At 68.7% G+C, this 26,009-nt stretch carries 22 protein-coding genes; 8 read left to right on the forward strand and 14 right to left on the reverse strand.

Annotated elements, in window-relative coordinates:
* The first annotated feature begins 42 nt into the window (after positions 1 to 42).
* Positions 43 to 903, forward strand: coding sequence for a hypothetical protein (locus tag KB221_03880; protein ID WIY70171.1), 861 nt, complete (start codon positions 43 to 45; stop codon positions 901 to 903).
* A gap of 9 nt (positions 904 to 912) precedes the next feature.
* On the opposite strand, the gene KB221_03885 is transcribed toward KB221_03880, so the two are convergent.
* A complete protein-coding gene (locus KB221_03885; protein WIY70172.1) occupies positions 913 to 1,413 on the reverse strand; it encodes a hypothetical protein in 501 nt (166 codons plus the stop codon).
* Between the two features lie 3 nt (positions 1,414 to 1,416).
* Positions 1,417 to 3,099 (reverse strand): HAMP domain-containing sensor histidine kinase, encoded by a 1,683-nt coding sequence (locus KB221_03890; GenBank protein WIY70173.1) that lies wholly within the window; start codon positions 3,097 to 3,099, stop codon positions 1,417 to 1,419.
* 175 nt (positions 3,100 to 3,274) lie between these two features.
* Here KB221_03890 and KB221_03895 point away from each other — a divergent pair, with 175 nt between their 5' ends.
* A complete protein-coding gene (locus KB221_03895) occupies positions 3,275 to 3,697 on the forward strand; it encodes a SufE family protein (GenBank protein ID WIY70174.1) in 423 nt (140 codons plus the stop codon).
* A gap of 9 nt (positions 3,698 to 3,706) precedes the next feature.
* Here KB221_03895 and KB221_03900 read toward each other — a convergent pair whose 3' ends face one another.
* The 3 genes from KB221_03900 to KB221_03910 form a co-directional block, all read right to left on the reverse strand.
* A complete protein-coding gene (locus KB221_03900; GenBank protein WIY70175.1) occupies positions 3,707 to 4,234 on the reverse strand; it encodes a hypothetical protein in 528 nt (175 codons plus the stop codon).
* A gap of 157 nt (positions 4,235 to 4,391) precedes the next feature.
* The gene (locus KB221_03905; GenBank protein ID WIY70176.1) at positions 4,392 to 5,120 is read right to left on the reverse strand and encodes a DUF6456 domain-containing protein; all 729 of its coding nucleotides are present in this window, start codon (positions 5,118 to 5,120) and stop codon (positions 4,392 to 4,394) included.
* Positions 5,117 to 5,473, reverse strand: coding sequence for a chromosomal replication initiator DnaA (locus KB221_03910; protein ID WIY70177.1), 357 nt, complete (start codon positions 5,471 to 5,473; stop codon positions 5,117 to 5,119). The genes KB221_03905 and KB221_03910 overlap by 4 nt, the downstream gene beginning before the upstream one ends.
* 296 nt (positions 5,474 to 5,769) lie before the next feature.
* On the opposite strand from KB221_03910, the gene KB221_03915 reads away from it, so the two are divergent.
* Positions 5,770 to 6,483, forward strand: coding sequence for a response regulator transcription factor (locus KB221_03915; GenBank protein ID WIY70178.1), 714 nt, complete (start codon positions 5,770 to 5,772; stop codon positions 6,481 to 6,483).
* A gap of 379 nt (positions 6,484 to 6,862) precedes the next feature.
* On the opposite strand, the gene KB221_03920 is transcribed toward KB221_03915, so the two are convergent.
* Both KB221_03920 and KB221_03925 read right to left on the reverse strand, forming a co-directional pair.
* Positions 6,863 to 8,365: a DEAD/DEAH box helicase gene (locus KB221_03920; protein WIY70179.1), complete on the reverse strand. Its 1,503-nt coding sequence runs from the start codon at positions 8,363 to 8,365 to the stop codon at positions 6,863 to 6,865.
* Between the two features lie 284 nt (positions 8,366 to 8,649).
* Positions 8,650 to 9,309, reverse strand: a complete 660-nt coding sequence (locus KB221_03925; GenBank protein WIY70180.1) for a DUF1345 domain-containing protein — start codon at positions 9,307 to 9,309, stop codon at positions 8,650 to 8,652.
* Between the two features lie 120 nt (positions 9,310 to 9,429).
* On the opposite strand from KB221_03925, the gene KB221_03930 reads away from it, so the two are divergent.
* The gene (locus tag KB221_03930; protein WIY70181.1) at positions 9,430 to 11,535 is read left to right on the forward strand and encodes a malate synthase G; all 2,106 of its coding nucleotides are present in this window, start codon (positions 9,430 to 9,432) and stop codon (positions 11,533 to 11,535) included.
* A 74-nt stretch (positions 11,536 to 11,609) separates the two neighbouring features.
* On the opposite strand, the gene KB221_03935 is transcribed toward KB221_03930, so the two are convergent.
* Both KB221_03935 and KB221_03940 read right to left on the reverse strand, forming a co-directional pair.
* Positions 11,610 to 12,992 carry an HlyD family type I secretion periplasmic adaptor subunit gene (locus tag KB221_03935; GenBank protein ID WIY70182.1) on the reverse strand — a complete coding sequence of 461 codons (1,383 nt, stop codon included), beginning with the start codon at positions 12,990 to 12,992 and terminating at the stop codon, positions 11,610 to 11,612.
* On the reverse strand, positions 12,989 to 14,821 hold the full coding sequence (locus KB221_03940) for a type I secretion system permease/ATPase (protein WIY70183.1): 1,833 nt from the start codon (positions 14,819 to 14,821) through the stop codon (positions 12,989 to 12,991). Before KB221_03940 ends, KB221_03935 begins: the two co-directional genes overlap by 4 nt.
* A gap of 228 nt (positions 14,822 to 15,049) precedes the next feature.
* Between KB221_03940 and KB221_03945 the strand changes: the two genes are divergently transcribed.
* Positions 15,050 to 15,928, forward strand: coding sequence for an ABC transporter ATP-binding protein (locus KB221_03945; GenBank protein ID WIY70184.1), 879 nt, complete (start codon positions 15,050 to 15,052; stop codon positions 15,926 to 15,928).
* 10 nt (positions 15,929 to 15,938) lie between these two features.
* A complete protein-coding gene (locus KB221_03950; GenBank protein WIY70185.1) occupies positions 15,939 to 19,511 on the forward strand; it encodes a M1 family aminopeptidase in 3,573 nt (1,190 codons plus the stop codon).
* A gap of 3 nt (positions 19,512 to 19,514) precedes the next feature.
* On the opposite strand, the gene KB221_03955 is transcribed toward KB221_03950, so the two are convergent.
* The 5 genes from KB221_03955 to KB221_03975 form a co-directional block, all read right to left on the reverse strand.
* Positions 19,515 to 20,558 carry an LLM class flavin-dependent oxidoreductase gene (locus KB221_03955; protein ID WIY70186.1) on the reverse strand — a complete coding sequence of 348 codons (1,044 nt, stop codon included), beginning with the start codon at positions 20,556 to 20,558 and terminating at the stop codon, positions 19,515 to 19,517.
* Entirely contained in the window at positions 20,558 to 21,472 is a 915-nt protein-coding gene (locus tag KB221_03960; protein ID WIY70187.1) for an alpha-L-glutamate ligase, read from the reverse strand. Before KB221_03960 ends, KB221_03955 begins: the two co-directional genes overlap by 1 nt.
* Before the next feature lie 102 nt (positions 21,473 to 21,574).
* Positions 21,575 to 22,204 (reverse strand): uracil phosphoribosyltransferase, encoded by a 630-nt coding sequence (upp, locus tag KB221_03965; protein ID WIY70859.1) that lies wholly within the window; start codon positions 22,202 to 22,204, stop codon positions 21,575 to 21,577.
* A 20-nt stretch (positions 22,205 to 22,224) separates the two neighbouring features.
* Positions 22,225 to 23,466 carry a URC4/urg3 family protein gene (locus tag KB221_03970; protein ID WIY70188.1) on the reverse strand — a complete coding sequence of 414 codons (1,242 nt, stop codon included), beginning with the start codon at positions 23,464 to 23,466 and terminating at the stop codon, positions 22,225 to 22,227.
* Positions 23,453 to 24,706: a GTP cyclohydrolase II gene (locus KB221_03975; GenBank protein WIY70189.1), complete on the reverse strand. Its 1,254-nt coding sequence runs from the start codon at positions 24,704 to 24,706 to the stop codon at positions 23,453 to 23,455. The genes KB221_03970 and KB221_03975 overlap by 14 nt, the downstream gene beginning before the upstream one ends.
* Positions 24,707 to 24,884: 178 nt before the next feature.
* Here KB221_03975 and KB221_03980 point away from each other — a divergent pair, with 178 nt between their 5' ends.
* Both KB221_03980 and KB221_03985 read left to right on the forward strand, forming a co-directional pair.
* A complete protein-coding gene (locus tag KB221_03980) occupies positions 24,885 to 25,583 on the forward strand; it encodes an SDR family NAD(P)-dependent oxidoreductase (protein ID WIY70190.1) in 699 nt (232 codons plus the stop codon).
* 89 nt (positions 25,584 to 25,672) lie between these two features.
* Positions 25,673 to 26,002 (forward strand): helix-turn-helix transcriptional regulator, encoded by a 330-nt coding sequence (locus KB221_03985; GenBank protein WIY70191.1) that lies wholly within the window; start codon positions 25,673 to 25,675, stop codon positions 26,000 to 26,002.
* The last annotated feature ends 7 nt before the right edge of the window (positions 26,003 to 26,009 follow it).

A 26,009-nucleotide genomic window follows, 5' to 3' on the forward strand; every position in this document is an offset into this window, starting at 1 on the left:
CGGAAACCGGACCGGAACGCGTGATGCGTAGTGTGCGGTCCCATGACGATAGGCCAGACCGCCTCGAAGACCAAAGCCGTCCTGCTGGCCGCCGCTGTGCTGGCCTTGCCCGACGTCGCCCGGGCCGGGGCCGCCGACACCTATTATGAGCGGGCCTTCGTGGTCGCCGCCGACGCGCGCTGCAACCTGTTCGCCCCCCATATCGACGCGGCCCTGAAAGCGGCCACGGCCCAGGCCCGCGGCGCCGCCCTGCGTTCGGGGGCGGGCGAGTCCGACCTCGCCGCCGCCGCCGGCCGCGCCCGTGCGCGCGCGGCCACAGTCTCCTGCTCGGATCCCCAGTTGGCCACGGTCCGCGCGCGGGTCGACGGCGCCTTTGCCGGCTGGCTGCGCACGCCGCGCATGGTCTTCCCGGGCACCCGTCGTTCGTGGGTCGCGAACCGCGTTAGCTCAACCGACGCCAACTGGCGGCTGCAGCAGATGTCCATGGTCGGTGCCTCGCCGGTGGCCTTCGGCTATGCGGGCAAGGGCGATACACCCGGCCTGACGGCGGTGGTCAGCTTCGTCGGCCGCTCGCGTCCCTATGCGGCGCGCATCGTTCTGCGGGACCCGGTCCGGGCGTCGCGTCCCTGGCTGGCCGGCGACGGTCTGGTTCCGGTCTCGGCCCGCGCCAGCCTTTGGGCCACGGGCGTTAGCGCCGCCGATCCGACCCTGCTGGCCGAGGAACGCCGCGCCGGCGAGGCCTGGCGCTTCCCTGCGGCGACCGCCACCGCGCTGGAGCGTCTGGACCCGCGCGAAACCTTCGCCATCGAGTTCCATTTCCGCGACGGCAGCGTGGCGACCGCGAAATTCGAGGCCGGCGACTTCACGGCGGGCCGGGCGTTCCTTGCGATGGGCATGCTCTAGGTCGACCCGCTAATAGGGTGCCGGCACATTGCACCAGGCGGACACCAGCAGACCGGTATCCGGATCGTAGACGACATTCACAACCGAGCAGCCGCCGTGAACGAATTGCGGAAGCCGGCCGGTTTCGCTGACCACGATCCCTGCGGGACGATCGACGACAGCCGTCGAGACCAGAACGCCGACGATGCGCCGCCCGACGAATTTACGGTCGCCTTCCGGTGAGTCTTCGAACGTCGTGAACGGCAGATCCTCTTCGGAGCGCAGGGTCAGAAGAGCGTAGTGCCGAACGTACCGGTCTAGTGGCAGCGCCCGATCCGGGACTGAGGGCTGCGCACCGGGCGGATTTCGGGGAGCCCAAAGTCCCGCCGAAATCCTGGCAGTCAGAAGTGTCTCGAGTTTGCCAACGTCTTCTGCGCCCGGAACCGGTGCGCCATGATTGCCGAGAGGGGTGGCGATCGCAGCAAAGGTCGCCGCACCCGCCAGACCCATCAGGACCAGCGCGCCGCGCATCGGCTAGCCCCCGCTCTTCATCGGCATCTGGATGATCTCGGCACCGCCCTCCGGTGCGGGCGCGCGGGCGATCAGGGCGACCGGCAGGCGCACCGTCACGGCCGTGCCCTCGCCGAGCGTGCTGTCGATGCTCATCCGGCCGCCGTGCAGTTCGGCGAAGGCGCGGACCAGTGACAGGCCGAGGCCGGTGCCCTGCCGGCGCTGTTCCATCTCGCCGGCCTGTTCGAACGGCCGGCCCAGACGGCGCACGTCCTCGGGGGCGATGCCGACGCCGGTGTCGGCGACGATGACTTCCAGGTAGGGGCCGATGGCCTCGACCGTGACAGTGATCGACCCGCCCTTCGGCGTGAATTTCACCGCATTGGACAGCAGGTTCAGGGCGATCTGTTTCAGGGCGCGCTTGTCGGCCGAGACCTCGACCGGATCGCCGGGCAGGATGCTGGACAGGCTGACGCCCTTGTCGTCGGCGTTGACGCGGACGAGCGCCATGGCGGCCGAGACCACTTCGCGGGCGTCGAACCGCTCCAGCGTCAGGGCGTAGCGTTCGGCCTCGATCTTGGTCACGTCGAGCACGTCGTTGATCAGGTCCAGCAGATGGCCGCCGGCCTGGTGGATGTTCTCGGCGTATTCGCTGTACCGGTCGGGCAGTGGGCCGAAGATGCGCTGGCGCATGATGTCCGAGAAACCGAGCACGGCGTTCAGGGGCGTGCGCAGTTCGTGGCTCATATTGGCAAGGAAGCGCGTCTTGCCGGCCTCGCGCGCCTCGGCCTCGGAGCGGGCGATCTCCAGACCCAGTTCGCGGGCATACTGGGCGGTGGCGTCGAAGACCTGGGCGATCAGGCGCGGGCCTGACGGGTCGTCCAGTCGCCGCACGATCAGCTGCACCCGGCGGTCCAGCGCCATGCGCGGCGCGAACAGGGCGGTGCCGTCATGGCCCTTCAGGGCGCGTTCGATGGCGTCCAGAAGCCGGGGCCGGTCCGGCGCATGCACCGCAGCCACGAGCCCCGTCTCGAACAGGGGGTCGACCGGCAGCGAGACGGGCGGCGCGCCATAGGCGGCGAGGACGCGTCCCGACGGTTCGAGCACCAGCGTCAGTCCGGGCTGGGCGGCCAGCAGGGTCTCGACCCGCGCCGTCTCGGCCTCGGCCGCCGTCAGCCGGGCCTCCCGCTGCCGCCATGACAGACGCACCGCCAGGGCGGCGGCGGCGGCGGTCAACAAGGCCGAGATGGCCGCCAGACCGGGCAGGTGCGGGCCAGGGGTGACCCAGGCCGACAGCAGGCCGGCGACGGCCGCCACGCCGACCGCAAGGGCGCCGACCTGCACCGGTCGAGGCCCGCCGAGGGCGATCCCCGCCGCCAGTGGAAGGAAGACAAAGCCGCTCAGCGGCCCGGTCAGGCCGCCCGACAGAGCGGCGGTCAGCACGGCGGCGAGGCTCCAGACGCCGAGCTGGGTCATGCGCTCCCGGGGGCCGTCGTAACGCAGCAGACCCAGACCGCTGAGCCCGGGCACCACCATCGCCAGGACGCCATAGAACAGCGGGCCGTCGACGCCCCCGAGCCAGCGTCCGCCCAGCGCCAGCAGGGCCGCCGCCACCGCCCAGCCCGCATGCCACGCAGCCAGCGACGGCCGATCGCTCAACGGAGCGTCGGGCAGGGGCTTCGGGTCAGGGCGGGCGGACTGGATCAAGGGCGGGTCGTGGCGGGCCGGACAGGACGCCGCCGGCTCTTTCAGCCTAGCCTTCCGGGTGAGTCGTCCAAAGCCCGCACCCGTTCCAGGCGACTGGCAGCAGGGGCTTGCGACCTCTTTTCCGGGGAAAGGACAGACGGTTGTCGTTAACGCCGGTCCGGCCTATCTGGCGCCCATGACCGACACCCCCTCCATCGATGACGTCCTGGCCGAACTGGTGGAGGAGTTCGATCTGCTCGGCGACTGGGAAGGGCGGATCGAATACGTGATCGAGCTGGGCAAGGGCCTGGCGCCGTTGCCGGACGAAGCGCGGACCGAGGCCCACAAGGTGCCGGGCTGCGCCGCCCAGGTCTGGCTGGCCGTGCGGCGCGAGGGCGATCGCCTCGCCTTTGATGCCGACAGCGACAGCGCCCTGTCCAAGGGCAACATCGCCCTGCTGCTGCGGCTGTATTCGGGTCGGATGCCGGCCGAGATTCTCGGTTTCGACGCGCGCGCCGCGCTCGATCGTCTGGGCCTGCCGTCGGCCCTGACCCGTCAGCGCGCCAATGGTTTGAACGCCATGGTCGGCCGGATCAGGGATGCTGCTGCGGCGGCCTGAGCGCCGGGCTCAGTAGTAGGTGCCGCGCACCGTCATGGTCGGGCGCTCGCCGGGCTGTTCCGACACCTCGACCGCCAGACCGTATTCGTCCGGATAGGGGCTGAGCCGCTCCCAGCGCCGGGGGTTTTCCGGCGGGCTGGTCCAGTAGCGTTCATCGCGGAAGGCGCGGCGGCCGAGGTCGGCCAGTTCGTTGGCGCTGGCCCGGCTCGAGGAGATGGTGCAGCTGGCCTCATAGGCCGCACGCTCGCCGCGTTCCACGGTGCCTTCCTCGATCTTGACCCGCCAGACGCCATCGTTGGACACCATGGTGATCTCGGACGCCCACTCATCCAGCGGTGCCGTGTCGTTGACGGGGCGGCGGAACTCGAGCGTGCGGGCGGCCCGGATCGACCGCTCGAGGGTCTGGGCGCGATTGGCGTAGGGCAGGCAGACTTCGGTCAGCAGACCCGCCGGCACGGTCTCCTGGGCTGCGACCGGGGCGGCCATGAACACCAGGCCGGCAAACAAACTCGATACTGCGACTGACTTCACCGTCATCCCCGGGGCTCGACGGCTATCGGGAGCCCGTCACCTGAACGCGATAGCGCGCCCCGAGGGGGCGCGCTTTCATCTTCATCCTACGGCTGAATAATCGCCGGAGAAAGTTACGAGCCTGTAACGTTGGCCCTCCCGCGTTCCGTCGCGGCTCCGGTGTTCAGCCGATGCGGTAGTGGGCGGCCAGGGCCGTGAGGCCCTCCAGCAGCCGAAGCTTGCCCTCGCGGCGGCGCAAGCCCAGGTCCCGTTCGGCCGCCTGCAGGGCCGAGGCGCGGATGCAGATGGCCTCGACCATGGGCCGGGCGACGCCGCAGGCGGACAGGGCGGCCTCGACGCGCCGGGCTGCAGCCATGGCCGGATCGCCCGGCTCTGCCCGGACAGCTGACCCGCCACCGGCGCGGGGCAGGGCATCCCAGCGCAGGGTGAGCGACGGCCCGCGCGCCGCCATCTCGGCGTCGAGCCCCAGACGGGCGGCCGCCGCGACCTGGGCGACGCCGAGCCAGGGGTGTCCGTCGGCGGTCCTGCGCTGCGCCAGCCAGGCCACCGCCGACTGCCCCAGGTTGGCGCGGCGTTGCACCGCCCGGCCGTCGCCCAGCATCACGGTGCGGGTTCCTTCGAGCAGGCCGGGCCGGCCGGGTTCGGGCGGGGCCTGCCGCTCCAGCGCGGCGGCGCGGGCGACCCAGCCGCCGCCGGGGCGCCGTCTCAGGCCCGGATCTTCCACCAGTTCGCGGAACCCGGCCTCGTCCACGATCTGGACGACCCGGCCGCGACGGTCCCCGCCGGGTCTGAGGCCGTAGCCCCCCGCGACCGCCTCGATCCAGCCGCCGCGCCGGGCGAGCACCCGCCGGGCCCGCGCCACCGCGCCCGGGCCTGTGGCTGGGCCGGTCATGCCGGCAGCTCGCAGGCCGGCGCTTCAAGAAGCTGGTTCACGCACAGTTCCAGCCGGTCCAGCAGGGCGTCGACGGTCGGATGATCGCGCCCGTCCTCGGCCCAGCGACAGGCCGCGGCCGCCGTCGCCCGGTTCAGGCCAAAGGCATGCGCCACCCGGTCCAGCGGCCAGCCGAAGGTGACATAGGCGGTGTACAGCGCCAGCCAGCGCGCCCGGCAGACCCGCCCCTTGAGCCGCACGGGTGCCGTCATCCTCTCCACGCTGATCCCCGTCGCCGCGGCGACCAGCTGCAGCGCCAGTCCGGCGCGAATGCGGTCCGCGTCGGCGACCGGCACGCGGTAAACCTCGACCATGTGAAACTCCCATCATCCCAGGGCGTCGGTCATTGAGGCTTGCCGACGCTGATTGCGGAATATAATCCTACAACCACGTCGAAAACGGTCGCATCGGGGAGCCCCTGATCGCTGGTCGAAAAAACCTCGCTCGCTTGACTCAGGACTCTCGACGCCGATTCGCAAATCAGCCTACGATTCGCCTCAATGGGGTGGCGTTAACCTTTCTTAAGTTTTTACTCGGTTAACTCTCGAACAAGGTTACCCGGCATTTGATGTCCGGACTTACTGTCTAGCTTTTGCCTGGAGGGGCATGAATGCGCGTCCTGCTTATCGAAGATGATCATGCGACCGCGCAGAGCATCGAACTCATGCTCAAGTCCGAAGGGTTCAACGTCTACACGACGGACCTGGGTGAAGAGGGCATCGACCTCGGCAAGATCTATGACTACGACCTGATCCTGCTCGACCTCAACCTGCCCGACATGAACGGCCTTGAGGTTCTGCGTCAGCTGCGCGTCGGCAAGGTCAATACGCCGGTGATGATCCTCTCGGGCTCCTCGGAGATCGAGACCAAGGTCAAGACCTTCGGCGGCGGCGCCGACGACTACATGACCAAGCCCTTCCACAAGGACGAGCTGATCGCGCGCACCCACGCCGTGGTCCGCCGCTCCAAGGGTCACGCCCAGGCCATCATCCACACCGGCGAGATCGCCGTGAATCTGGACGGCAAGACGGTCGAGGTGAACGGTCACCGCGTCCATCTGACGGGCAAGGAATACCAGATGCTGGAGCTGCTCTCGCTCCGCAAGGGCACCACCCTGACCAAGGAAATGTTCCTGAACCACCTGTACGGCGGCATGGACGAGCCCGAGCTGAAGATCATCGACGTCTTCATCTGCAAGCTGCGCAAGAAGCTGGCCACGGCCGCCGGCGGCAAACACTACATCGAGACCGTCTGGGGCCGCGGCTATGTGCTGCGCGACCCGTCGGAAAGCTCAGCTCCGGCCCCGGTCAGCGCCGCCGCCTGATCGGTCCGACGATCGAGACATTGAAACGCCCGCCGGAGAGATCCGGCGGGCGTTTTTCATGCGAGGCGTAGCAGCCCCTATCTCGCATATCCCCAGACCAGCATCAGCGCAGCGAAGACCAGCACCCAAAGGAAGTGGTTCCCCTGTGCCTGACCTTCGCGGTTTTCACGTTGGGCGAGGGCGTCTTCCCTGGCGACCCAGGCGGGGACCGCTGCCCGGCTTTCACCTTTGACAGGCGGGCGGGGCGGGCCGTCGACATTGTCCATGCCGGCAAGGTCTCCCGGTCGAGCCTTCGCGTCAACGTGGCCGACCGCGTCATGCGAAAACGCCCGCCGGATCGCTCCGGCGGGCGTTTCTGTATTCACGTGAGCGTTCAGGCTCAGCCCTGGGTCGCATACCCCTTGCCGCCATTCGACGGCTTCCGGCGGCGCGGGCGGCGCTTGATCTCGCCGTCGGGCTTGGCCGAGGCTGTGGCCGGGGCGCTGGTGTGGCGCGGGTCATTGTTGGTCGAGCGCGGACGCTCGCGGGCCAGCGGGTCGAAGGCACGCTCGGGGATCGGACGGGCGTCGCGGCCCGGGCCGGCCTTGCGGACGCGGTGCGGTTGTCCGCCGCCTTCCAGCTTGACGCCGTCGCGGCGCGGATTGCGCGGGCCGCGCTGCTGCTGGCGGTCGCCGCGGCCGTCGTCGGGCATGGAAGCCTTGGACTTGACGCCCGAGGCCATGATCGACTGGTCCAGCAGGGCCAGCGACTTGTCGTTGCGGCGGTCGGTCGAGGGGATCTTCTGGCGCGTGACCTTTTCGATGTCGCGCAGCAGCTTCATCTCGTCGCCGGCCACGAAGCTGATAGCCGTGCCATCGGCGCCGGCGCGGGCCGTACGGCCGATGCGGTGCACATAGGCTTCCGGCACATAGGGCAGCTCGAAGTTCAGGACGTGCGAGACGCCGTCGACGTCGATGCCGCGGGCGGCGATGTCGGTGGCGACCAGAACGCGCAGCTTGCCGGCCTTGAAGGCGGCCAGGGTGCGTTCACGCTGGGGCTGGCTCTTGTTGCCGTGGATGGCGCCGGCTTCAACGCCGCCGGCTTCCAGATAGGCCGCGACCTTGTCGGCGCCGTGCTTGGTCTTGGTGAAGACCAGGCAGCGCGTGTAGTGCGGATCGGCGAACATCTCGGTCAGCAGGGCGCGCTTGCGGCCCTGCTCGATGTGGATGATCGACTGGCTGATGCGCTGGACCGTGGTGGCCTGGGGCGTCACAGACACCTTGACCGGGTCCTTGAGCAGTTCGCCGGCCAGCTTGCCGATCTCGGTCGGCATGGTGGCCGAGAAGAACAGGTTCTGGCGCATGGCCGGGATGCGGCTGACGATCTGGCGGATCGGCTTGACGAAGCCGAGGTCCAGCATCTGGTCGGCCTCGTCGAGGACGAAGATCTCGGTGCAGGACAGGTCCAGCGTCTTCTGCTGCATATGGTCCAGCAGACGGCCGGGGGTGGCGACCAGGACGTCGAGGCCGGCCTGGATGGCGCGTTCCTGCGGGCCGTATTTCACGCCGCCGAAGACGACCGCGACCTTGAAGCCGAGGTGACGGCCGTAGGTCTTGAAGCTCTCGGCGATCTGGCTGGCCAGTTCGCGGGTGGGCGACAGGATGAGGACGCGCGCGGTGCGCGGCTTGGGCGCGACGCGGTTGGCGGCCAGACGGTGCAGGATCGGCAGGGCGAAGGCCGCTGTCTTGCCGGTGCCGGTCTGGGCGATGCCCAGCAGGTCCTTGCCGGCCATGACGTCAGGGATGGCCTGGGCCTGGATCGGGGTGGGGGTGGTGTAGCCTTCGGACGCGAGCGCCTGAAGGAGGGCCGGGTTGAGGCCGAAGGTGTCGAATGTCTTGCTCATGGAGCGGATGTCTTTCGCGTATGCGGCGACGCGCAACAGCCATGGCTCAACGCCGAAAAGGCCGCGCACCGCCAGTCCCGACAGGGCCTCAGGGTGAGGCCTTCGGGGTGGATCGGGCGCCGCCCCGCGTGTCCGGGCAGCGAATGAATCTTGAGGGCCGGCCGCTGCTACAGTCAGGTCTTCGAAAGTCGGAAGACCCACACGCGCTGGAGCGCACCGGGGCATCGCAATTGTGCGACGCAGCGCAAATGGGCGCTCAATGGGGCCAAGTCAAGGCGGAGAGGTTAACCGCCGCCCAGCAGGCCGACGGCCAGATTGACCGTCAGCGCGACGATCACGGTGTTGAACAGGAAGGCCGTGAGGCTGTGCACGGTCGTCGTGCGGCGCAGGGTCCGGTCGGTGATCTGGATGTCGGCGGTCTGCTGGGCCACGCCGATGATCAACGCGAAATGCAGGAAGTCCCAGTAGTCCGGCGCCTCGCCGCCGGGGAAGAGGAGCCCGCCGCGGTCCTTGCCCTTGCCCGCCGGGGCGTAGAAGGCGTGGGCGTAGTGGAAGGCGAAGATCAGGTGCACGAAGGTCCAGGACAGGGCGACGGTCGTGAGCGCCAGTATGGCCGCGCCTCCGGTTTCCTGACGGTCCCCGGCGACACGGACGGCTTCGCCGATCACCACGGCGATGCTGGCCAGCGCCGCGAACAGGGCCAGCGGCAGCACGGCACCCCCCGCCTCATCGAGCGCGGCGGCGCGCTGGCGGATATCATCGGCTGACCGGGCGCGGGTGAGCTTCCAAACGGTCTCGACCAGGAACAGGCCGACGCCGACGTCCCAGCCCAACGCCAGGCGGGACAGCCAGCCGCCGCCGGTGGGCCAGAACAGGCTGGAGGCCGCGATCAGCAGCAGCAGGACCAGGGGCCAATGCAGGCGCAGCCAGGAGGGTGATTTCATGGGGCGATGATGCGCCCGTCCCGATCCACAGCAAGCCCTGTCTTCTTCGCGCCTGCGAAAAGCCCTCGACTTCCGCAGGGTCATCACGGAATGTTTCAGTCCCGCCCCAAGGAGTGCTCCATGTCGATGACGCCGCGCGCCGGTCTGCAGATCGCCGGGGAACTGGCCGCCTTCATTGAGGCCGAGGCCCTGCCGGCGACCGGGCTCGAGGCCGACGCCTTCTGGACCGGGGTGGCCGCGATCTTCGCCCGGTTCGCGCCGGAGAACCGCCGGCTGCTGGCCGTCCGGGACGACCTTCAGTCCCGGATCGACGCCTGGCATCGCGCTCGACGCGGCGCGGCCCATGACGGCGCGGCCGCCGAGGCCTTCCTGCGTGAGATCGGCTATCTGGTCGACGAGCCCGCGCCCTTCGCCATCGGCACGCGCAACGTCGACGCCGAGGTCGCCACACTTGCCGGGCCGCAGCTGGTGGTGCCGAGCCTGAATGCCCGTTTCGTGCTCAACGCCGCCAATGCCCGCTGGGGCAGTCTGTATGACGCCCTGTACGGTACCGATGCCCTCGGCGACCTGCCGCCGCCGGGACCCTATGACGCCGCGCGCGGGGCGCGGGTCGTGGCGCGGGCCAAGGCCTTCCTCGATGAGGCCGTTCCCCTGGCCGAAGGGTCATGGGCCGAACTGGGCGATCCGCACGGCGGCATCGCGATCCGCGACCCCGGTCAGTATGTCGGCCACAGCGCGCGCGGACGGCTGTTCCGTCACAACGGCCTGCATATCGAGGTCGTCTTCGACCGCGACCAACCGATCGGCCGCGACGACCCGTCAGGGATCGCCGATGTGGTGCTGGAGTCGGCCCTGTCGACCATCGTCGATCTGGAGGACTCGGTCGCCGCCGTGGACGCCGCGGACAAGGTCGCTGCGTATCGCAACTGGCTGGGCCTGATGCGCGGCGATCTGGTCGAGACCTTCGACAAGGGTGGCCGGTCGATGACGCGGGCGCTGGCCCCGGACCGGGGCTTCACCGCGCCCGACGGCGCGACCGTGACCCTGCCGGGCCGGTCGCTGCTGTTCGTGCGCAACGTCGGCCACCTGATGACGACGCCGGCCGTGCGGCTGGCGGACGGATCGGACGCGCCTGAGGGGGTGCTGGACGCCATCGTCACCAGCCTGATCGGGATGCATGACCTCAAGAGTTTCGGGGCGGTCCGCAACAGCCGGGAAGGCTCGATCTATATCGTCAAACCCAAGATGCACGGGCCGGAGGAGTGCGCCTTCACCAACGCCCTGTTCGACGCGGTCGAGGACCTGCTGGGGCTGGCGCGGCATACGATCAAGGTTGGCGTCATGGACGAGGAGCGCCGCACCTCGGCCAACCTCGCTGCCTGCATCCATGCGGTGAAGGACCGGATCGTCTTCATCAACACCGGTTTCCTCGATCGCACCGGCGACGAGATTCACACGGCGATGCAGGCCGGGCCGGTGGTGCGCAAGGGCGACATCAAATCCTCCGCCTGGATCGCCGCCTATGAGGCGCGCAACGTCGCCATCGGTCTGGCCTGCGGCCTGTCCGGCAAGGCCCAGATCGGCAAGGGGATGTGGGCCGCGCCCGACCGTATGGGCGACATGCTGGAGCAGAAGGCCGCCCATCCGAAGACCGGGGCCAACACCGCCTGGACGCCCAGCCCGACCGCCGCGACCCTGCATGCGCTGCACTACCACCAGACCGATGTCTTCGCCCTCAGGGCCGCGATCGCGGCGCGGCCGATCCCCGGGCTGGAGGACCTGCTGACTCCGCCGCTCGCCCATGGCGTCAATTGGTCGGAGGCCGAGGTTGCCGAGGAGCTCGACAACAACGCCCAGGGCCTGCTCGGGTATGTCGTACGCTGGATCGACCAGGGTGTCGGCTGTTCCAAGGTGCCGGACATCCACGACGTGGGCCTGATGGAGGACCGCGCCACCCTGCGCATCTCGTCCCAGCACATGGCCAACTGGCTGCTGCACGGCGTCTGCACCGCGGCACAGGTGGAGGCGGCGCTGCTGCGTATGGCTGCCAGGGTCGACGCCCAGAACGCCGGCGATCCGCTCTATCAGCCGATGGCCCCGGACCCGGTGAACAGCCTCGCCTTCCAGGCCGCCCGCGCGCTGGTGTTCGACGGCGCCGCCCAGCCGAACGGCTATACGGAGCCGCTGCTGCATGCGTTCAGGCTGAGGGCCAAGGGGAGGGCTTAGGGCTTGGGGCTTGGGGCCGGGCAGAGCGACCGGTTCTTCCCTAGGCCCTAAGCCCTAAGACCTGATCCCCCGCCTCACTGTCCGCTGCCCGAGCGCCACAGGTTGTTGGTCAGAGGCTCCAGCAGGTAGCCGAGCGCCGTGCGCTTGCGCAGCAGGACCACGACCTCGACAGGCGCACCCGGACGCAGGGTCTCGGCACCGCGGCCCAGTTTGGCCAGTTCACTGGCGGGGACCACGATTTCCGCCCGGAAATAGCTCGCGCCGGTTTCCTCGACGGTGAAGCTGTCGGCGGAAATCCGGGTCACACGGCCATGGACGATCGGCGGATTGCGTTCGCGCAGGCCCGGGAATTTGACCTCCGTGTTCTGGCCGACCCGGAGGTTGTCGACGTCGTTGGGCGCGATCTGGGCGATGATCACCTGGGAGGCGTCCCTGGGCACGATCTCCATCAGGGTCTGGCCGGGCTGGATGACCCCGCCCTGGGTGAAGATGGTCAGGCCGACGACCTCGCCCGAGGCCGGGGCCCGGACCTCATTGCGCGCGATCTGGGCGCGAAGCTCGACCATCCGGGGACGGAGTTCATTCAGCTGGACATCGATCTGCCGTAGCTGATCGGCCACGTCCTCGTTCATCTTGGTCGAGACGCTCGACATCTGCAGCCGGGTCTCTCCGACCGCCGCCCGGGACTGGGCGATCTGGGCCCGCAAGGATCCCAGCTCGCCGTCCAGCTGCGCGGCGGTCCGCTCCAGCGCCCGGACACGGGTCAGCGGCGCATAGCCCTTTTCAGCAAGCCCGCGCATGCCGGTCAGTTCATCCTGGATCAGCCGCTGCTGCTCGACGTTGGCGACGATCTGACCTTCATAGCCCGCGATCTGCTCGTTCAACTGGGCGACGCGCTGGCCCAGCACCCCGGTTTCGGTTGACCGGCCGGTGCGACGGGCGCCGAACTGCTGCTGCTGAATGCGCAGGGATTCCCGCGCGAGGAGCTGGTCCTCGGCCGGCAGGTTGGCGAACTCGCGTGGTGTCGGAATGCTGCCAAGCCTGTCGCGTTCGGCGATCAGCCGGGCCCGCTGGGCGATCAGGGCGTAGACTTGGCTGGCCACGCCGCGCTCGGTGGCCTTGAGCTCGCCGCTGGAGAGTTGAAGCAGGACCTGACCGGCGCGGACCGTGTCGCCCTCGGCGACCAGCAGGGCGCTGACCACCCCGCCCTCGCGGTGCTGGACGGCCTGGCGGTTGCCGGAAATGGCGACCTGGCCCTGGGCATAGGCACCGGCGTCCAGTGGAGCCAGGGCGGCCCATCCGAGGAAGATGACGAAGAACAGGACGATGATCGTCCCGCCGATCACCAGTTCGCGGCGGGGATTGTCGAGGAAGCCCGCCGGACCAGGAGCCGGCACCGGCGGTACGGGGGCTTCGGGCGGGGGTGGCGGAGCCGGGGGAGCGACGACGTCGGTCATTGTGTGCGCCGCGGCTGGTTCTGGGCCGTCTGCGGTGACGGCTGGGGCTGAACCTGCCGTTGCTGCGGCTGGCCCTGCGACTGCGCCGTCGGCTGGCCGGCCGGAGCCGCCGGGCGGCCGGCGGTGGCGCGCATCTTCTCGAGAACCTCTTCGCGCGGACCTTCCAGCTGGACCACGCCGTCACGCATCATCAGCAGCCGATCGACCCGCGCGAGGACGCCGGCGCGGTGGGCGATGATGACCACGGCCGCGCCTCGGGCGGCGGCACCGAGAATGGCCTGCATCAGGGCGGCTTCGCCCTCCTGGTCGAGGTTGGAGTTGGGCTCGTCCAGCACCAGCAGGACGGGGTCGTTGTAGAGCGCCCGCGCCAGCGCCACGCGCTGCGCCTGCCCCGCCGAGAGACCCTGCCCATAGGGGCCCAGAATGGTGTCGTAGCCGTTCGGCAGGCGCAGGATGAGCTCATGCGCGCCCGCCGCCATGGCGGCTTTCACCGCGTTCCGGTCGGCGGTTTCCTGATCCACGCCGATGGAGGTCGAGAAGCGGGAGATGTTGTCCTTGATCGAGCCGGCAAACAGGCTGGGGACCTGGGGCAGATAGCCGATCCAGCGGGCCAGCTCGTCGCCGTCCCGGGCCTCGTACTCCGCACCGTCCAGCCGGACCGCACCCGCCTGGGGCTTGAGCGCACCGGCGATGACGCGGGCGAGGGTGGTCTTGCCGGAACCGCTCGAGCCGACGATGCCCAGTGTCTCGCCGGGCTTCAGCGCGAAGGCGACGCCGCGCAGCTGGGGCGCTTCCGTGTCGGGGAATTTGACCGAAACCCCCTCGACCTGCAGCCGGCCCCTGGGGTCGGGAAGGGTGGTGCGTTCACGTTCCACCGAGGCGGTGCTGGCGAACAGGTCTGTCAGGGTCTTCCAGCTCGTGACGGCCTGCACCAGGCTGGGCCAGACGCCGACCAGCAGTTCGATCGGGGCGACCGCGCGGCTGAGCAGAACCGAGGCGGCGATGATCGAGCCCGGCGTGATTTCGCTCTTCACGGCCAGATAGGCGGCCAGGCCAAGGGCCGCCGACTGCATCACCAGCCGAAGGAATTTGATCGCCCCCGAATAGTGTCCGCCGGCCAGCTGGGCGTCGGCCTGGGCGGCGGTGGCCAGCTGGCGTTGCTCGATCTGGCGCGCGATCGAGGACTGCCGCATCCCCAGGGCGCGCACGACCTCGGCCTGGCTGGCGACGCCTTCCTGAGCGGCATAGGCGTGGTTCTGGGACTGGATGGCCTTGTTCAGGCGGGGACGGGTGTCGCGTTCGTTCAGCCAGGCCAGGGTGAACAGGATGGTCCCGCCCACCAGTGTCAAAACCCCGATGGCCGGGTGAAGCAGGAAGCAGCACAGCAGATAGATCGGGGTCCATGGCGCATCGAACAGGGCGAGCATGCCCTGACCGCCGATGGCTCCGCGGACGTTGTCGAACTCCCGCAGTGCCTGGGTGTTGGGCGATTTGGCCTGCAGGTCGACGACCCGCGCCAGCACCTTGCCGGACAACAACCGGTCCAGCCGCAGCCCGGCTCGCAGCATCAGCCGTCCGCGCAGCCAGTCGAGCCCCGACAGGGCCGCTAGGGCGAAGACGGCGACCGCCGTGATGAGAACCAGCGTGGTCAGTCCCCCGGTCGGCACGACGCGGTCATAGACCTGCATCATGTAGAGCGTGGGGGTCAGGTACAGCAGATTGACCAGGGCCGAGAAGACGAAGGCCCAGATGAAATGGGTCCTGCACGCCTTCAGCGCCTCGGCGAGGGGCTCGGTGCCCGGCTTGCTGGGGAGCAGGTTCTTTAACACGGCAGCGGCTGGTTCCTGCGAGATCGAGCGACCAGTCTAACGGTTTGAAGCGGTTGCAGATAGACGGCGCGGTGGGGAGCCCAAATACCAGAAATCGGGTGGGACGGAGGCATCATCGCGTCAGTCCGGTAATTCCCGGCCGCAGTGGGGATTCACAAGATGTCAGAACCGTAACTTGCGGGCCGGGGTCTGTGGTGACAAGGTTCCTTTACTTCACGGAGGGCTGTCATGCTGACGATCGAAAACCTGACTCACGTCTACGGCAACGGTACGCGGGCGCTGGACGATGTCAGCCTGTCGATTCCCAAGGGGATGTTCGGCCTGCTGGGACCCAATGGCGCGGGCAAGTCGACGCTGATGCGATCGATCGCCACCCTGCAGACGCCGACCTCGGGCTCGATCCGCTTCGGCGACATTGACGTGATCAAGGACCCGGAACAGCTGCGCCGGGTGCTCGGCTATCTGCCCCAGGATTTCGGCGTCTATCCGCGCGTTTCGGCCTACGACATGCTCGACCACATGGCGGTGCTGAAGGGCATCTCCAACGGCAAGGACCGCAAGCAGACGGTCGAGGCCCTGCTGAACCAGGTCAATCTGTGGCCCGTGCGCGGCAAGGCGCTGGCGGGCTTCTCGGGCGGGATGCGCCAGCGCTTCGGCATCGCCCAGGCCCTGATCGGCAACCCCGAACTGATCATCGTGGATGAGCCGACCGCCGGCCTCGACCCGGAAGAGCGCAACCGCTTCCTCAACCTGCTGGCCGAGGTGGGCGAGAACGTCGTCATCATCCTTTCGACCCACATCGTCGAGGACGTCACCGACCTGTGCCCCCGTATGGCGGTGCTGGCCGGCGGCAAGATCCAGCTCGAAGGCGCGCCGGTCGAACTGACCCACGCCCTCGAGGGTCGCGTCTGGCGCAAGACCATCGACAAGGCCGATCTGGCGGCCCAGCAGGCCAGCCGCAACGTCATCTCGAGCCGCCTTTTCGCCGGCCGCACCGTGATCCACGTCCTGTCCGACACCAATCCGGGCGACGGCTTCGAACGGGCCCAGAGCGGGCTGGAGGACGTCTATCTGGCCACCGTCAACGCCTCGCGCCGCGCGGCCTGAGGGACGGATCATGTTCGCCAAGATCGCCAGTTTCGAATTCCGCTACCAGCTGCGCCAGCCGGCGTTCTGGGTCATCGCCATCGTCTTCGGCCTGCTCGCCTTCGGCGCGGTTGCCAGCGACAACGTCTCGCTCGGCTCCGGTGGCAATGTGTTCAAGAACGCGCCCTATGCCCTGGCCGGCGCGCACATCATCTTCAACGTCTTCTTCATGCTGGCGACGACGGCGATCGTCGCCAATGTCGTGGCGCGGGATACGCAGACCGGCTTCGGGCCGTTGATCCTGTCGACCCGGATCACCAAGGCCTCTTATCTGTACGGCCGCTTCTTCGGGGCCTTCGCCGCGGTGGCGCTCTGCTACATGAGCATCGCCATCGGCACCCTCATGGGCACCTTCATGCCCTGGGTCGATCCGGAGACCGTCGGGCCCCTGCGGCTGGGTGACTACGCCTATGCCTACCTCGTGTTCGGCCTGACCGGCCTGTTCCTGACCTCGGCCCTGTTCTTCATGCTGGCGACGGTCACCCGGTCGATGATGGCCACCTATATCGGCGTCGTCGCCGTACTGATCGCCTATCTGGCCTCGACCGGCGTACTCGGCTCGCGGCCCGAGTTCGAGACGGCCATGGCCTGGGCCGAGCCGTTCGGCTCCGGTGCCTATGCCCTTGTCACCAAATACTGGACGGCGGCGGAGCGAAACACGCTCAATGCACCGATCGAAGGCGTCCTGCTGTGGAACCGGGTGATCTGGACCGCGATCGGTGCCGTCTTCCTCGCGGCCGCCTATCTGCTGTACCGGCCGTCCCCGCGCGGGGCCAAGCTGAAGAAGCAGGAGCGTCTGAAGGCGCTGGTCGAGAAGGACGTCGTCGTCACGCCCGTCGGTGCCCTGCCGAGGCCCAGCTACGGCTTCGCCAGCGGCCTGACCCAGCTGTGGTCGCGCGCCGTGTTCGAGACGGTGTTGGTGTTCAAGAGCCCCGCCTATGTGGTGCTGGTCCTGCTGGCCATGGCCTTCGCCGTCGCGACCCTGTTGTTCACCGGCGAGATCTACGGCGCGCCGATCCTGCTGGTGACGCGGGTCGTGATCACCGCCCTGCTCGGCACTTTCGGCCTGATCTCGATCATCATCGCCATCTATTACTCGGGCGAGCTGGTCTGGCGGGATCGTGACCGCAAGATGCACGAGATCGTCGACGCCTCCTCGACCCCCGACTGGACCTTCCTGATCCCGAAGACCCTGGCGCTGGCGCTGGTGCTGATCTCGACCCTGCTGATCGGCGTCCTGGCCGGCATCGTGACCCAGACGATCAAGGGCCACACGGACTATGAGCTGGGTAAATACCTGCTCTGGTACGTCGTCCCCAATGCGATCGGCATGATCCAGATCGCCGTACTCGCGATGTTCGTCCAGGCCCTCTCGCCCAACAAGTTCGTCGGCTGGGCGATCATGGTCGTCTATCTGATCTCGACCCTGGTGCTGGCGAACCTCGGCTTCGACCACATCCTGTACCGCTACGGCGCGGGCATCGGCGTGCCGCTGTCGGACATGAACGGCCGGGGCGATTTCGCCGGCTTCGCGGCCTGGCTCGACGCCTACTGGACCGCCTTCGCCGTGATCCTGCTGGTGCTGGCCTATGGCCTGTGGCGGCGGGGAACGGAGAGCCGGCTGTGGCCGCGGCTGAAGCGGCTGCCGCACCGACTGATGGGGCCCGCGGGCCTGATTGGCGGGGCGGCCCTCGCGGCCTTCGTCGGCCTCGGCGTCTTCATCTACATGAACACCAATGTCTGGAACGAGTACCAGACCCAGGCCCAGCAGGAGGCCGAACAGGTCGCCTATGAGAAGGCCCTGCTTCGCTACGAGACCACGCCCCAGCCGTCGGTGGCTGATGTCCGACTCGTCATGGACCTGCGCCCGCATCAGCCGAAGCTGACGACGCGTGGAACCTATGTGCTGGTCAACAACACGGCCGCGCCCCTGCCGGAGGTTCACCTGCGCTGGACCGGCGATCTGGAGATGGCCAGCCTGGTCGTCGAGGGCGCGAGCGTCGCCCGCGAGTGGGACGATTTCGACTACCGGATCTACAGGTTCGCCACGCCGATGCAGCCGGGCGAACGCCGCACCGTCACCTTCGAGTCGGTGCTGGAGCAGCGCGGCTTCAAGGCCGGCGGCAACACCACCCGGCTGGTCGACAACGGCACCTTCGTGAACAACATGGAGTTCGCGCCGATGGTCGGCATGGACCGTCAGGGCCTGCTGACCGACCGCACCAAGCGGCGCAAGGCGGGCCTGCCGGCCGAGCTGCGTCCCGCCAGGCTGGAGGACGAATCCGCCCGCGGCCGCAACTACATCGGCGCCGACTGGGTCACGGCCGACATCACCATCTCGACCGAGGCAGACCAGACGGTGATCGCGCCCGGGCGGATGGTCTCGGACGTGGTCAACGGTGACCGCCGCACCAGCCGGTTCGTGACCGAGTCGCCGGTGCTGAACTTCTTCTCGGTGCAGTCGGCCCGGTATGAGCGGACCGCGCGGATGCACAACGGCGTGGAGATGGTGGTCTTCCACGACGCCGCCCACGACCGCAACGTGTCCCGGATGCTCGATGCGCTTTCGGCGTCGCTGGACTACTACCAGGCCAATTTCAGCCCCTACCAGTTCCGGCAGGCGCGGATCGTGGAGTTCCCGGACTACGCCAGCTTCGCCCAGTCCTATCCCAACACCTTCGCCTGGTCCGAAGGGCTCGGCTTCATCGCCGACCTCAGCGACCCGACCAAGGTCGACTATGTGACCTATGTCGGCGCGCATGAGTTCGCGCACCAATGGTGGGCGCACCAGGTCGTCGGCTCCAACCAGCAGGGCATGACCGTCCTGTCCGAGACCCTCGCCCAGTATTCGGCGCTGATGGTCATGGAGAAGATGTATGGGCAGGAGCAGATCCGCCGCTTCCTGAAGCAGGAGCTGGACCGCTACCTGCGCTCGCGCGGCACCGAGCGGCTGGAGGAGATGCCGCTGATGCGGGTCGAGAACCAGCAGTACATCCACTACCAGAAGGGCGGGCTGGTCATGTATCTGCTGCGCGACCAGATCGGCGAGGATGCGGTCAACCGCGCCCTGCGCCGGGTGCTGGCGCAGTACGCCTTCAAGAGCGCACCCTATCCGCGCTCGCTGGACCTGATCGCCGCCCTCCGCGCCGAGGCACCGGCCGACAAACAGGCCCTGATCACCGACCTGTTCGAGAAGATCACGATCTATGACGTCAAGACGACCGGGGTGACGGCCACGCGCCGCGCCGACGGCCGCTGGGACGTGGCGGTCACGGTCAACGCCCGTAAACTCTATGCGGACGGCAAGGGGGTCGAGACGGCGGCACCGCTCAACGAGATGTTCGACGTCGGCATCTTCACCGCCGAACCGGGCAAGGGGGCCTTTGACCAGGACGACGTGGTCCTGCTCGAGCGCCGGCCGATCCGGTCCGGGGTGCAGACCCTGCGCTTCATCACCACGCGTGAGCCGCGCTTCGCCGGTGTGGATCCGTACAACAAATGGATCGACCGGGACTCGAACGACAACGTCAGGGCCGTCGGCTAGGGCTCAGTTCGGCCCGGGTCGGATGACCTGGGCCGAGAACCGCTCCATCTCTTCTTCCTGCGGACTCATCTGCAGCAGGAGGAGGTCGAGCCCGGCGTCCTCATAGGCCTCGACCCGTTCGGCGATCTGCTCGGGCGTGCCGACCAGCTGGGGGCGCAGCCCGGGGTTGGAAACCGAATACTCCTGGATCTTCAGCTCCCGCTCCAGCTGGGTGCCCGAGAGCCACTGGTCGAAATTGGCGAAACCGGGCGGGGGCGCGCCGGCGTCGAGGCCGGGAATGGTCGTGATCCTGGCCTGTTCGGCCTGCGCCTCGGCCTCGCTGTCGCGCACGATCGCATAGGCGGCCATGCCGTACTGCATCGGTGGCAGCCCCTCGCGCTCGCGGCGTTCGCGCATGTCGGCGATCTTCAGCCTGATGTGCTCAGGGGTGTCGCCGTGCATAACATAGGCGTCGCACTGGCGCGCGATCATGGTCTTGGCGGCATCGCTCTCGCCGCCGGCATAGATCACCGGCCGGGGCCGGGCGACCGGCTTGGGCTCCACGATGGCCTGGTCGAGATTGTAGTAGCGACCCGAGAAGCTGAACTGCGGCTCGCGCCACAGGCCGTCGACCACCTGGAGCCATTCGGAGGTGCGGGCGTAGCGGTCATCATGTTCGTCGAACTGGAGGCCATAGCTGGTCGCCTCCTTCGCCCACCAGGACGACACGACGTTCAGGGCCAGCCGCCCGCCGGCGATGTTGTCGATATTGGCCGCCGCCTTGGCGAACAGGGCCGGCTGATGGAAGTTCGGCCGCACCGCCACCATCAGCTCAATCGAGTGGGTCACCGCCGCCAGGGCCGCCGCGGTCGACCAGGCGTCCAGCGCCGGGGCCTGCACGCCCTTGATGTCGTTCAGGTTCAGCTCGGCGATCAGGGTGAGGTCGTAGCCGATCTCTTCCGAACGCTTCACCAGCCGTGACATCGACTCCCACGAAGCCGCGCCATCCTCTTCCGGGTGATTGCGCAGCCAGCCGCCGAAGACGGGAGCCCAGTATCCGTATCGCATCAGACGGCCTTTCCGGCGGTGATCCGGTCGACCAGATAGTCGATCAGGCGGTCGTGTGGGTCGAAGCCGAGCACAGTCACCGGGTCTGCGACGAAGTTCGACAGGGCGTTGATGTCGTAGAATTTCACCGAGCCGTCGCGGTCGTCGACGAGGTATTCGACCCCGCCGACATCGATCTGTGAGGCGCGGGCGATGGCTTCCGCCGCGGCGATGACCTCAGCCGGCGGGGTGACGGCCTCGATCTGGATGGAGGCCTTGCCCGGCGCGATCATGCAGACGTCGGCGAGGCACAGGTCGAAGCCGCCGGTCTCCACGCTGCAGGCATAGAGGAAGCGGCCGTTCAGGGTCTCGACCCGGACGATGCGGCCGTCGCGGGCCGGGGCGTGCTCCTGCACCAGGGCGCAGCTGTTGATGCCCATGGACACCGAGCCGGCGGCGACCGCCTCGGCCAGTTCCTCCGGCGTGTCGAACCGCTGGATGCCCGCGCCCGAGCCGCCGATGTCCGGCTTGACCAGAACGGGGAAGCGCAGGCCCTGCGCGGCCTTCGACAGGTCCGCAGCCCGGTGGACCATCCGCGTCTCCGGCGCGCCGTAGCCGAGGCGGCGGATCAGGGAAATCTGCCGGCCCTTGGAGGTGTCGACCTCCAGCGCCGCGCCGTTGACGACGCGGGCACCCTGACCCTCCCAGTGATCGAACAGGGTACGGGCGTAGAAGATCGGATGCTCGGTCTCGCGCAGGAAGGCGGACATGCCGATGCGGTTGAAGATCAGCGGGGCCGGTGGGGCACCCGGACCGGTGTCGAAGACATGGTCGCCCGCGTGGATCCTGGTCCAGTCGACGCCGCGGCGGTCCAGGGCTGCGAACAGCGGCTCGAACCATGCGGGATGCTCATAGAAGATCGCCAGGTCCGTCATGCGCGTACGTCCACCCTGCTGTCGAAACTCGAGGGAGGCGATCTCGACGCGGGTTCGATCTGGTGCCGACGTGCCGGTCCGTCAAGGCCGGAGAGGGCGGACCTATCGCGTTCCGAACAGGCGGTCGCCCGCGTCGCCCAGCCCCGGCACGATATAGCCGTGGTCGTTCAGCCGCTCGTCGACCGCCGCCGTCCAGATGGGCACGTCCGGGTGCCAGCCGCGAAGTCGTTCCAGCCCCTCGGGCGAGGCGACGAGGCAGACGAAGCGAAGGTTGGTGACGCCGCGCTCCTTGAGCCGTTCGATGGCGGCGACGGCGGTGTTGCCGGTGGCCAGCATGGGGTCGATGACGACGCAGAGGCGCTCGGCCACGTCCTCGGGCGCGCGGAAATAGTATTCGACGGCGTCCAGCGTCACTGGCTCGCGGTACAGGCCGATGTGGCCGACGCGGGCCGAGGGGACCAGTTCCAGCATGCCCTCCACAAGGCCGAGGCCGGCGCGGAGGATGGGAACGAAGACCATCTTCTTGCCGGCGATGCGCTGGCCGGTGGTCGGGCCGACCGGGGTCTCGACCGGATAGTCCTCCAGCGGCAGGTCGCGGGTGACCTCGTAGCAGAGCAGGGTCGAGATCTCGCGCAACAGGTCGCGGAAGCGGGCGGTCGAGGTGTCCTTTGCCCGCATGATCGACAGCTTGTGGCGGACCAGCGGGTGGGTGACGACGGTGACGCCGTCCATCCTGAAGGGCTTTGTCGTCATCAGAATACGGTCCCGTCGGAGAGGATGGTCAGGGGCGGTCCGCCGCCGGGCCTGCGCTCTGCGGCGGCGCGGCGGCCGGCGGCCCAGGTGCCGCCCTCCAGCACGCTGGCCAGTGGCATGGCCCCGGCGCTGACGCCGAGCTCGGCGCGGACCAGGGGGGCGATCCGGTCGAGCAGGGCGACCGTCATGGCGCGCCAGCCGACCACCAGCGGATCGGAGACGGGCCACGCTTTGGCGGCGTCGGCCGGGTCTTTCAGCGTCAGGACGCCGAGGTCCATGAACAGGCCGCCGTTGCGGTATTCGGCCAGGCCGGTGAGGCCGTCGAGATCGATGACCTCGACCCCCGCGGTCTGCAGCGGCTCGACCAGCGAATAGCTGAGCCACTGGGACAGTTTATGGATCGGGACGAGGCCGTCGGTGGCGTCGTCACGCTTCATCGCCGGATGCCGCCAGCAGTCGCCGAGGTCGACGCCGCCGAGGTTCAGCCGGTCGCGCCAGACCGGGCCGAGCGCCTCCAGCAGGACCTCGAGGATCACCGGGGCGGGCAGGCGGTCGTCCTCGTCGGCGCGGTCGACCATGGCGTCGAACAGGCCGCCGGGCCGCGGCTCATCCTCGAGCGCGAACAGGTCAGGCTCGGCGAGACAGGCCTGTCCCAGCCGGCGCAGCAGTGCGGCACGGCCCTCGAGCCCGACCAGCGGGTTCTTGTCCGAGACCTGGAAACCCTTTGCCAGATCGGCGGCGGTCAGGAAGGTCAGGGCCACGGCGTCGACGCGCCAGGGATCGTCCTCGGTGATCGAGAAGGCTCCAGCCTCGAACATCCGCAGGGAGGCGATGGCCAGCCCCTCGGACCGGGTGAGGGTTCGGCCGGTGAGAGCGTCCTTGTATGACCAGTCCGGTCCGGCGCCGGCGTCCAGCAGGACCGAGACGATGGCGAGGTCGAACTCGGTCCGCGCCCGCGAGGCGGGATCGAGCCAGTCGCGGGCCTCGGCGACCGGGCCCCACAGATCGACGCCATCGACGGCGAAATGGCGCCAGCGGGCGTGGAAGGGCACGGCCAGGGTCGGATACTGGTCGCGGATCACGGCGGCGACGTAGCGTGCGGTTTCCGGCAGCCGATCGAGATCGACCGTCCAGTGATCGAGGCCGCCGGCGACGCCGATGGCCAGCATCTCATGGGCCCGTTCGCGGACGGCGGCGGCGTTGAGCAGGCTGCGCGCCTGCGCGGCGTCAGAACTGCTCAAGGTCGCGGCCCACCACGCGGGTCAGGTCTTCGGCCGACGGCGGGGCGTCGGGGGTGAAATAGCCGGCCGCCTTCTTGGCCTCCATCTCGACCGAGGCGTCGGGCGGAACGAGATAGTCGGGGATGGGCACCCGCTCGCAGATCTCGATGCCGGATGCGGTCAGGGCGTCGTGCTTCATGTTGGACATGGAGACGAAGCGATCGATCTTCGTGATGCCCAGCCAGTGCAGGATGTCCGGCATCAGCTGCTGGAAGCGGGCGTCCTGGACCCCGGCGACGCATTCGGTGCGCTCGAAATAGGTCGCCGCCTGGTCGCCGCCCGGCTGGCGCTTGCGGGCGTTGTAGACGAGGAACTTTGTTACTTCCCCGAGGGCCCGGCCCTCCTTGCGGTTATAGGCGATCAGGCCCGCGCCGCCGTCCTGGGCCTCGCGGATGCACTCCTCGATGCCGTGGGTCAGATAGGGGCGGCAGGTGCAGATGTCCGAGCCGAAGACGTCCGAGCCGTTGCACTCATCGTGCACCCGGCAGGTCAGGCGGCGGTTCGGGTCGGCGATCGCGGCCGGGTCGCCGAAGATGTAGAGGGTGATGCCGCCGATGGGGGGCAGGAAGACCTTGATGTCCGGCCGGGTGACGAGGTCGGCGTACATGCCGCCGGTCTGTTCGAACAGGGTGCGGCGCAGGGCGGTCTCGGTGACGCCGAAGCGTTCGGCGATGCCGGGCAGGTACCAGACCGGATCAATGGCGGCCTTGGTCACGGCGACGTCGCCGCTCTCATGCACGATCTGGCCGTCGGCCTTCAGCCGGCCTGCGGCGATGGCCTCGCCGATCTCGCCCAGCTGAAGCCGGGCGCGGGTGACGGCGATGGTCGGGCGGATGTCGACGCCCTCGGCCAGTTCACCGGCGAAATCCTCGACGACGCGGGCGCCCCAGGGATCGAGTGAGACGATCTTCGAGGCGTCGGTCCACTGCGGGAACGGCCCCATCGGCGTGGTCGGCGCGGTGTTGGTCAGGTCGGGCCGGTTGTTGGCGGCCATGGCACCGGATGACACGGCGAGGGCGCGATAGACCGAATAGGCCCCGCCGTGGGCGCCGATGGCGTTGCGGTCCGAGCCGGAATTCACCGTGCCGATGACCGGCCCGCGTTCCTTCGCGGTGGGCGCGCCCCATTCGATCGGGAAGCGGCTGACGGTCCCCGCGCCGGGGTGGGAGTTGAGCCGGATGTGGCTCGGGCGATTGGACATGTTTCCTCACTCGAACCGGCTTGTTGTTTTTCTTGCGCCGGACTCATCAGGACACACCCGATCGCGGGGCGTGTCCAGTGGTTGTGGACGCGCGGACACGAGGCCCTGGGGCTGAGGCATAACGCCCCCTCGCCGACCATCGCCTTGACCCGGCGCGGGCGACGGCGACATTCGCGGCATGACAGACTCAGTGAACCAGGCGGCGGTTGTTATCGGGGCCTCGGGCGGAATCGGCGCGGCGCTGGTAAGCCGGCTGCGAGCCTCCGGTCGGTACGCCGTCGTCCACGCGCTGTCGCGTTCCGGCACGGGGTTCGATCTGGAGGACGAGGTCTCGATCGCCGCCGCCGCCGCACAGGTTGCCGAGGGGCCGGCCCCGGCGCTGGTGTTCGTCGCCACGGGGGTGCTGCATCACGGGTTTGAGCCGGAACGCAGCTGGCGCGCCCTCGATGCCGAGCATCTGCTGCGCGACTACCGGATCAATGCGGTCGGGCCGGCGCTGGTGGCCAGACATTTCCTGCCCCTGCTGCCGCGAGACCGGCCGGCGGTGTTCACGGCCCTGTCGGCGCGGGTCGGGTCGATCGGCGACAACCGGCTGGGCGGCTGGCACAGCTATCGCGCGTCCAAGGCGGCCCTGAACATGCTGCTGCGCAATCTGGCCGTTGAGCTGGGCCGCACCCATCCGCAGGCGGTGGTCGCCGGCCTGCATCCGGGCACGGTCGACACCGGCCTGAGCGCGCCGTTCCAGAAGGGCGTGAAGCCGGAGAAGCTGTTCACGGCGGCCTATTCTGCGGAACGATTGCTGTCGGTGATCGCCGGTCTGACCCCCGCGGACAGTGGCGGTGTCTTCGCCTGGGACGGCGCGCGCATACCCGAATGACCCACGCCTGACCGCCGTGTCTTGACTCGGTCGCACAGTATGTCGCATACACTGTGTGTCACACACTATGTGAGATGCAGGGAAGCGGCATGAGCCTCGATCCGGACCTTTATGAATCGATGCGGCTGGAACTTCGGCGCGGGTCGCTGGTGCTGGCGGTGCTCGCCTGCCTGAGGACCGAACGCTACGGCTACACCCTGCGCCAGGCCCTGGCCGCCGACGGGCTCGAGATGGAGGAATCGACCCTCTATCCGCTGCTGCGCCGGCTGGAGAGCCAGGGGCTGCTGTACAGCGAATGGCGCGAGGAAGAGAAGCGGAAGAAGCGCTTCTACGTCCTGTCGCCCGGTGGCGTTTCGATGCTGGCCGCGCTGACCGACGAGTGGCGGGGGATCAACGCCTCGCTCGACAAGATTCTCTGAAACCCGG

It is taken from the genome of Aquidulcibacter paucihalophilus, assembly GCA_030285985.1.
Taxonomy (GTDB): Bacteria; Pseudomonadota; Alphaproteobacteria; order Caulobacterales; family Caulobacteraceae; genus Brevundimonas.

What these genes read in the sequence shown, in the direction of transcription:
- KB221_03955 (WIY70186.1), bottom strand. Translation starts at nt 20,558, where the DNA reads ATGCGATACGGATACTGGGCTCCCGTCTTCGGCGGCTGGCTGCGCAAT.
- KB221_03895 (WIY70174.1), top strand. Translation starts at nt 3,275, where the DNA reads ATGACCGACACCCCCTCCATCGATGACGTCCTGGCCGAACTGGTGGAG.
- KB221_03935 (WIY70182.1), bottom strand. Translation starts at nt 12,992, where the DNA reads ATGACCGACGTCGTCGCTCCCCCGGCTCCGCCACCCCCGCCCGAAGCC.
- KB221_03905 (WIY70176.1), bottom strand. Translation starts at nt 5,120, where the DNA reads ATGACCGGCCCAGCCACAGGCCCGGGCGCGGTGGCGCGGGCCCGGCGG.
- KB221_03975 (WIY70189.1), bottom strand. Translation starts at nt 24,706, where the DNA reads ATGTCCAATCGCCCGAGCCACATCCGGCTCAACTCCCACCCCGGCGCG.
- KB221_03920 (WIY70179.1), bottom strand. Translation starts at nt 8,365, where the DNA reads ATGAGCAAGACATTCGACACCTTCGGCCTCAACCCGGCCCTCCTTCAG.
- KB221_03950 (WIY70185.1), top strand. Translation starts at nt 15,939, where the DNA reads ATGTTCGCCAAGATCGCCAGTTTCGAATTCCGCTACCAGCTGCGCCAG.
- KB221_03900 (WIY70175.1), bottom strand. Translation starts at nt 4,234, where the DNA reads ATGACGGTGAAGTCAGTCGCAGTATCGAGTTTGTTTGCCGGCCTGGTG.
- KB221_03925 (WIY70180.1), bottom strand. Translation starts at nt 9,309, where the DNA reads ATGAAATCACCCTCCTGGCTGCGCCTGCATTGGCCCCTGGTCCTGCTG.
- KB221_03915 (WIY70178.1), top strand. Translation starts at nt 5,770, where the DNA reads ATGCGCGTCCTGCTTATCGAAGATGATCATGCGACCGCGCAGAGCATC.
- KB221_03885 (WIY70172.1), bottom strand. Translation starts at nt 1,413, where the DNA reads ATGCGCGGCGCGCTGGTCCTGATGGGTCTGGCGGGTGCGGCGACCTTT.
- KB221_03910 (WIY70177.1), bottom strand. Translation starts at nt 5,473, where the DNA reads ATGGTCGAGGTTTACCGCGTGCCGGTCGCCGACGCGGACCGCATTCGC.
- KB221_03980 (WIY70190.1), top strand. Translation starts at nt 24,885, where the DNA reads ATGACAGACTCAGTGAACCAGGCGGCGGTTGTTATCGGGGCCTCGGGC.
- KB221_03960 (WIY70187.1), bottom strand. Translation starts at nt 21,472, where the DNA reads ATGACGGACCTGGCGATCTTCTATGAGCATCCCGCATGGTTCGAGCCG.
- KB221_03930 (WIY70181.1), top strand. Translation starts at nt 9,430, where the DNA reads ATGTCGATGACGCCGCGCGCCGGTCTGCAGATCGCCGGGGAACTGGCC.
- KB221_03880 (WIY70171.1), top strand. Translation starts at nt 43, where the DNA reads ATGACGATAGGCCAGACCGCCTCGAAGACCAAAGCCGTCCTGCTGGCC.
- upp (WIY70859.1), bottom strand. Translation starts at nt 22,204, where the DNA reads ATGGACGGCGTCACCGTCGTCACCCACCCGCTGGTCCGCCACAAGCTG.
- KB221_03945 (WIY70184.1), top strand. Translation starts at nt 15,050, where the DNA reads ATGCTGACGATCGAAAACCTGACTCACGTCTACGGCAACGGTACGCGG.
- KB221_03985 (WIY70191.1), top strand. Translation starts at nt 25,673, where the DNA reads ATGAGCCTCGATCCGGACCTTTATGAATCGATGCGGCTGGAACTTCGG.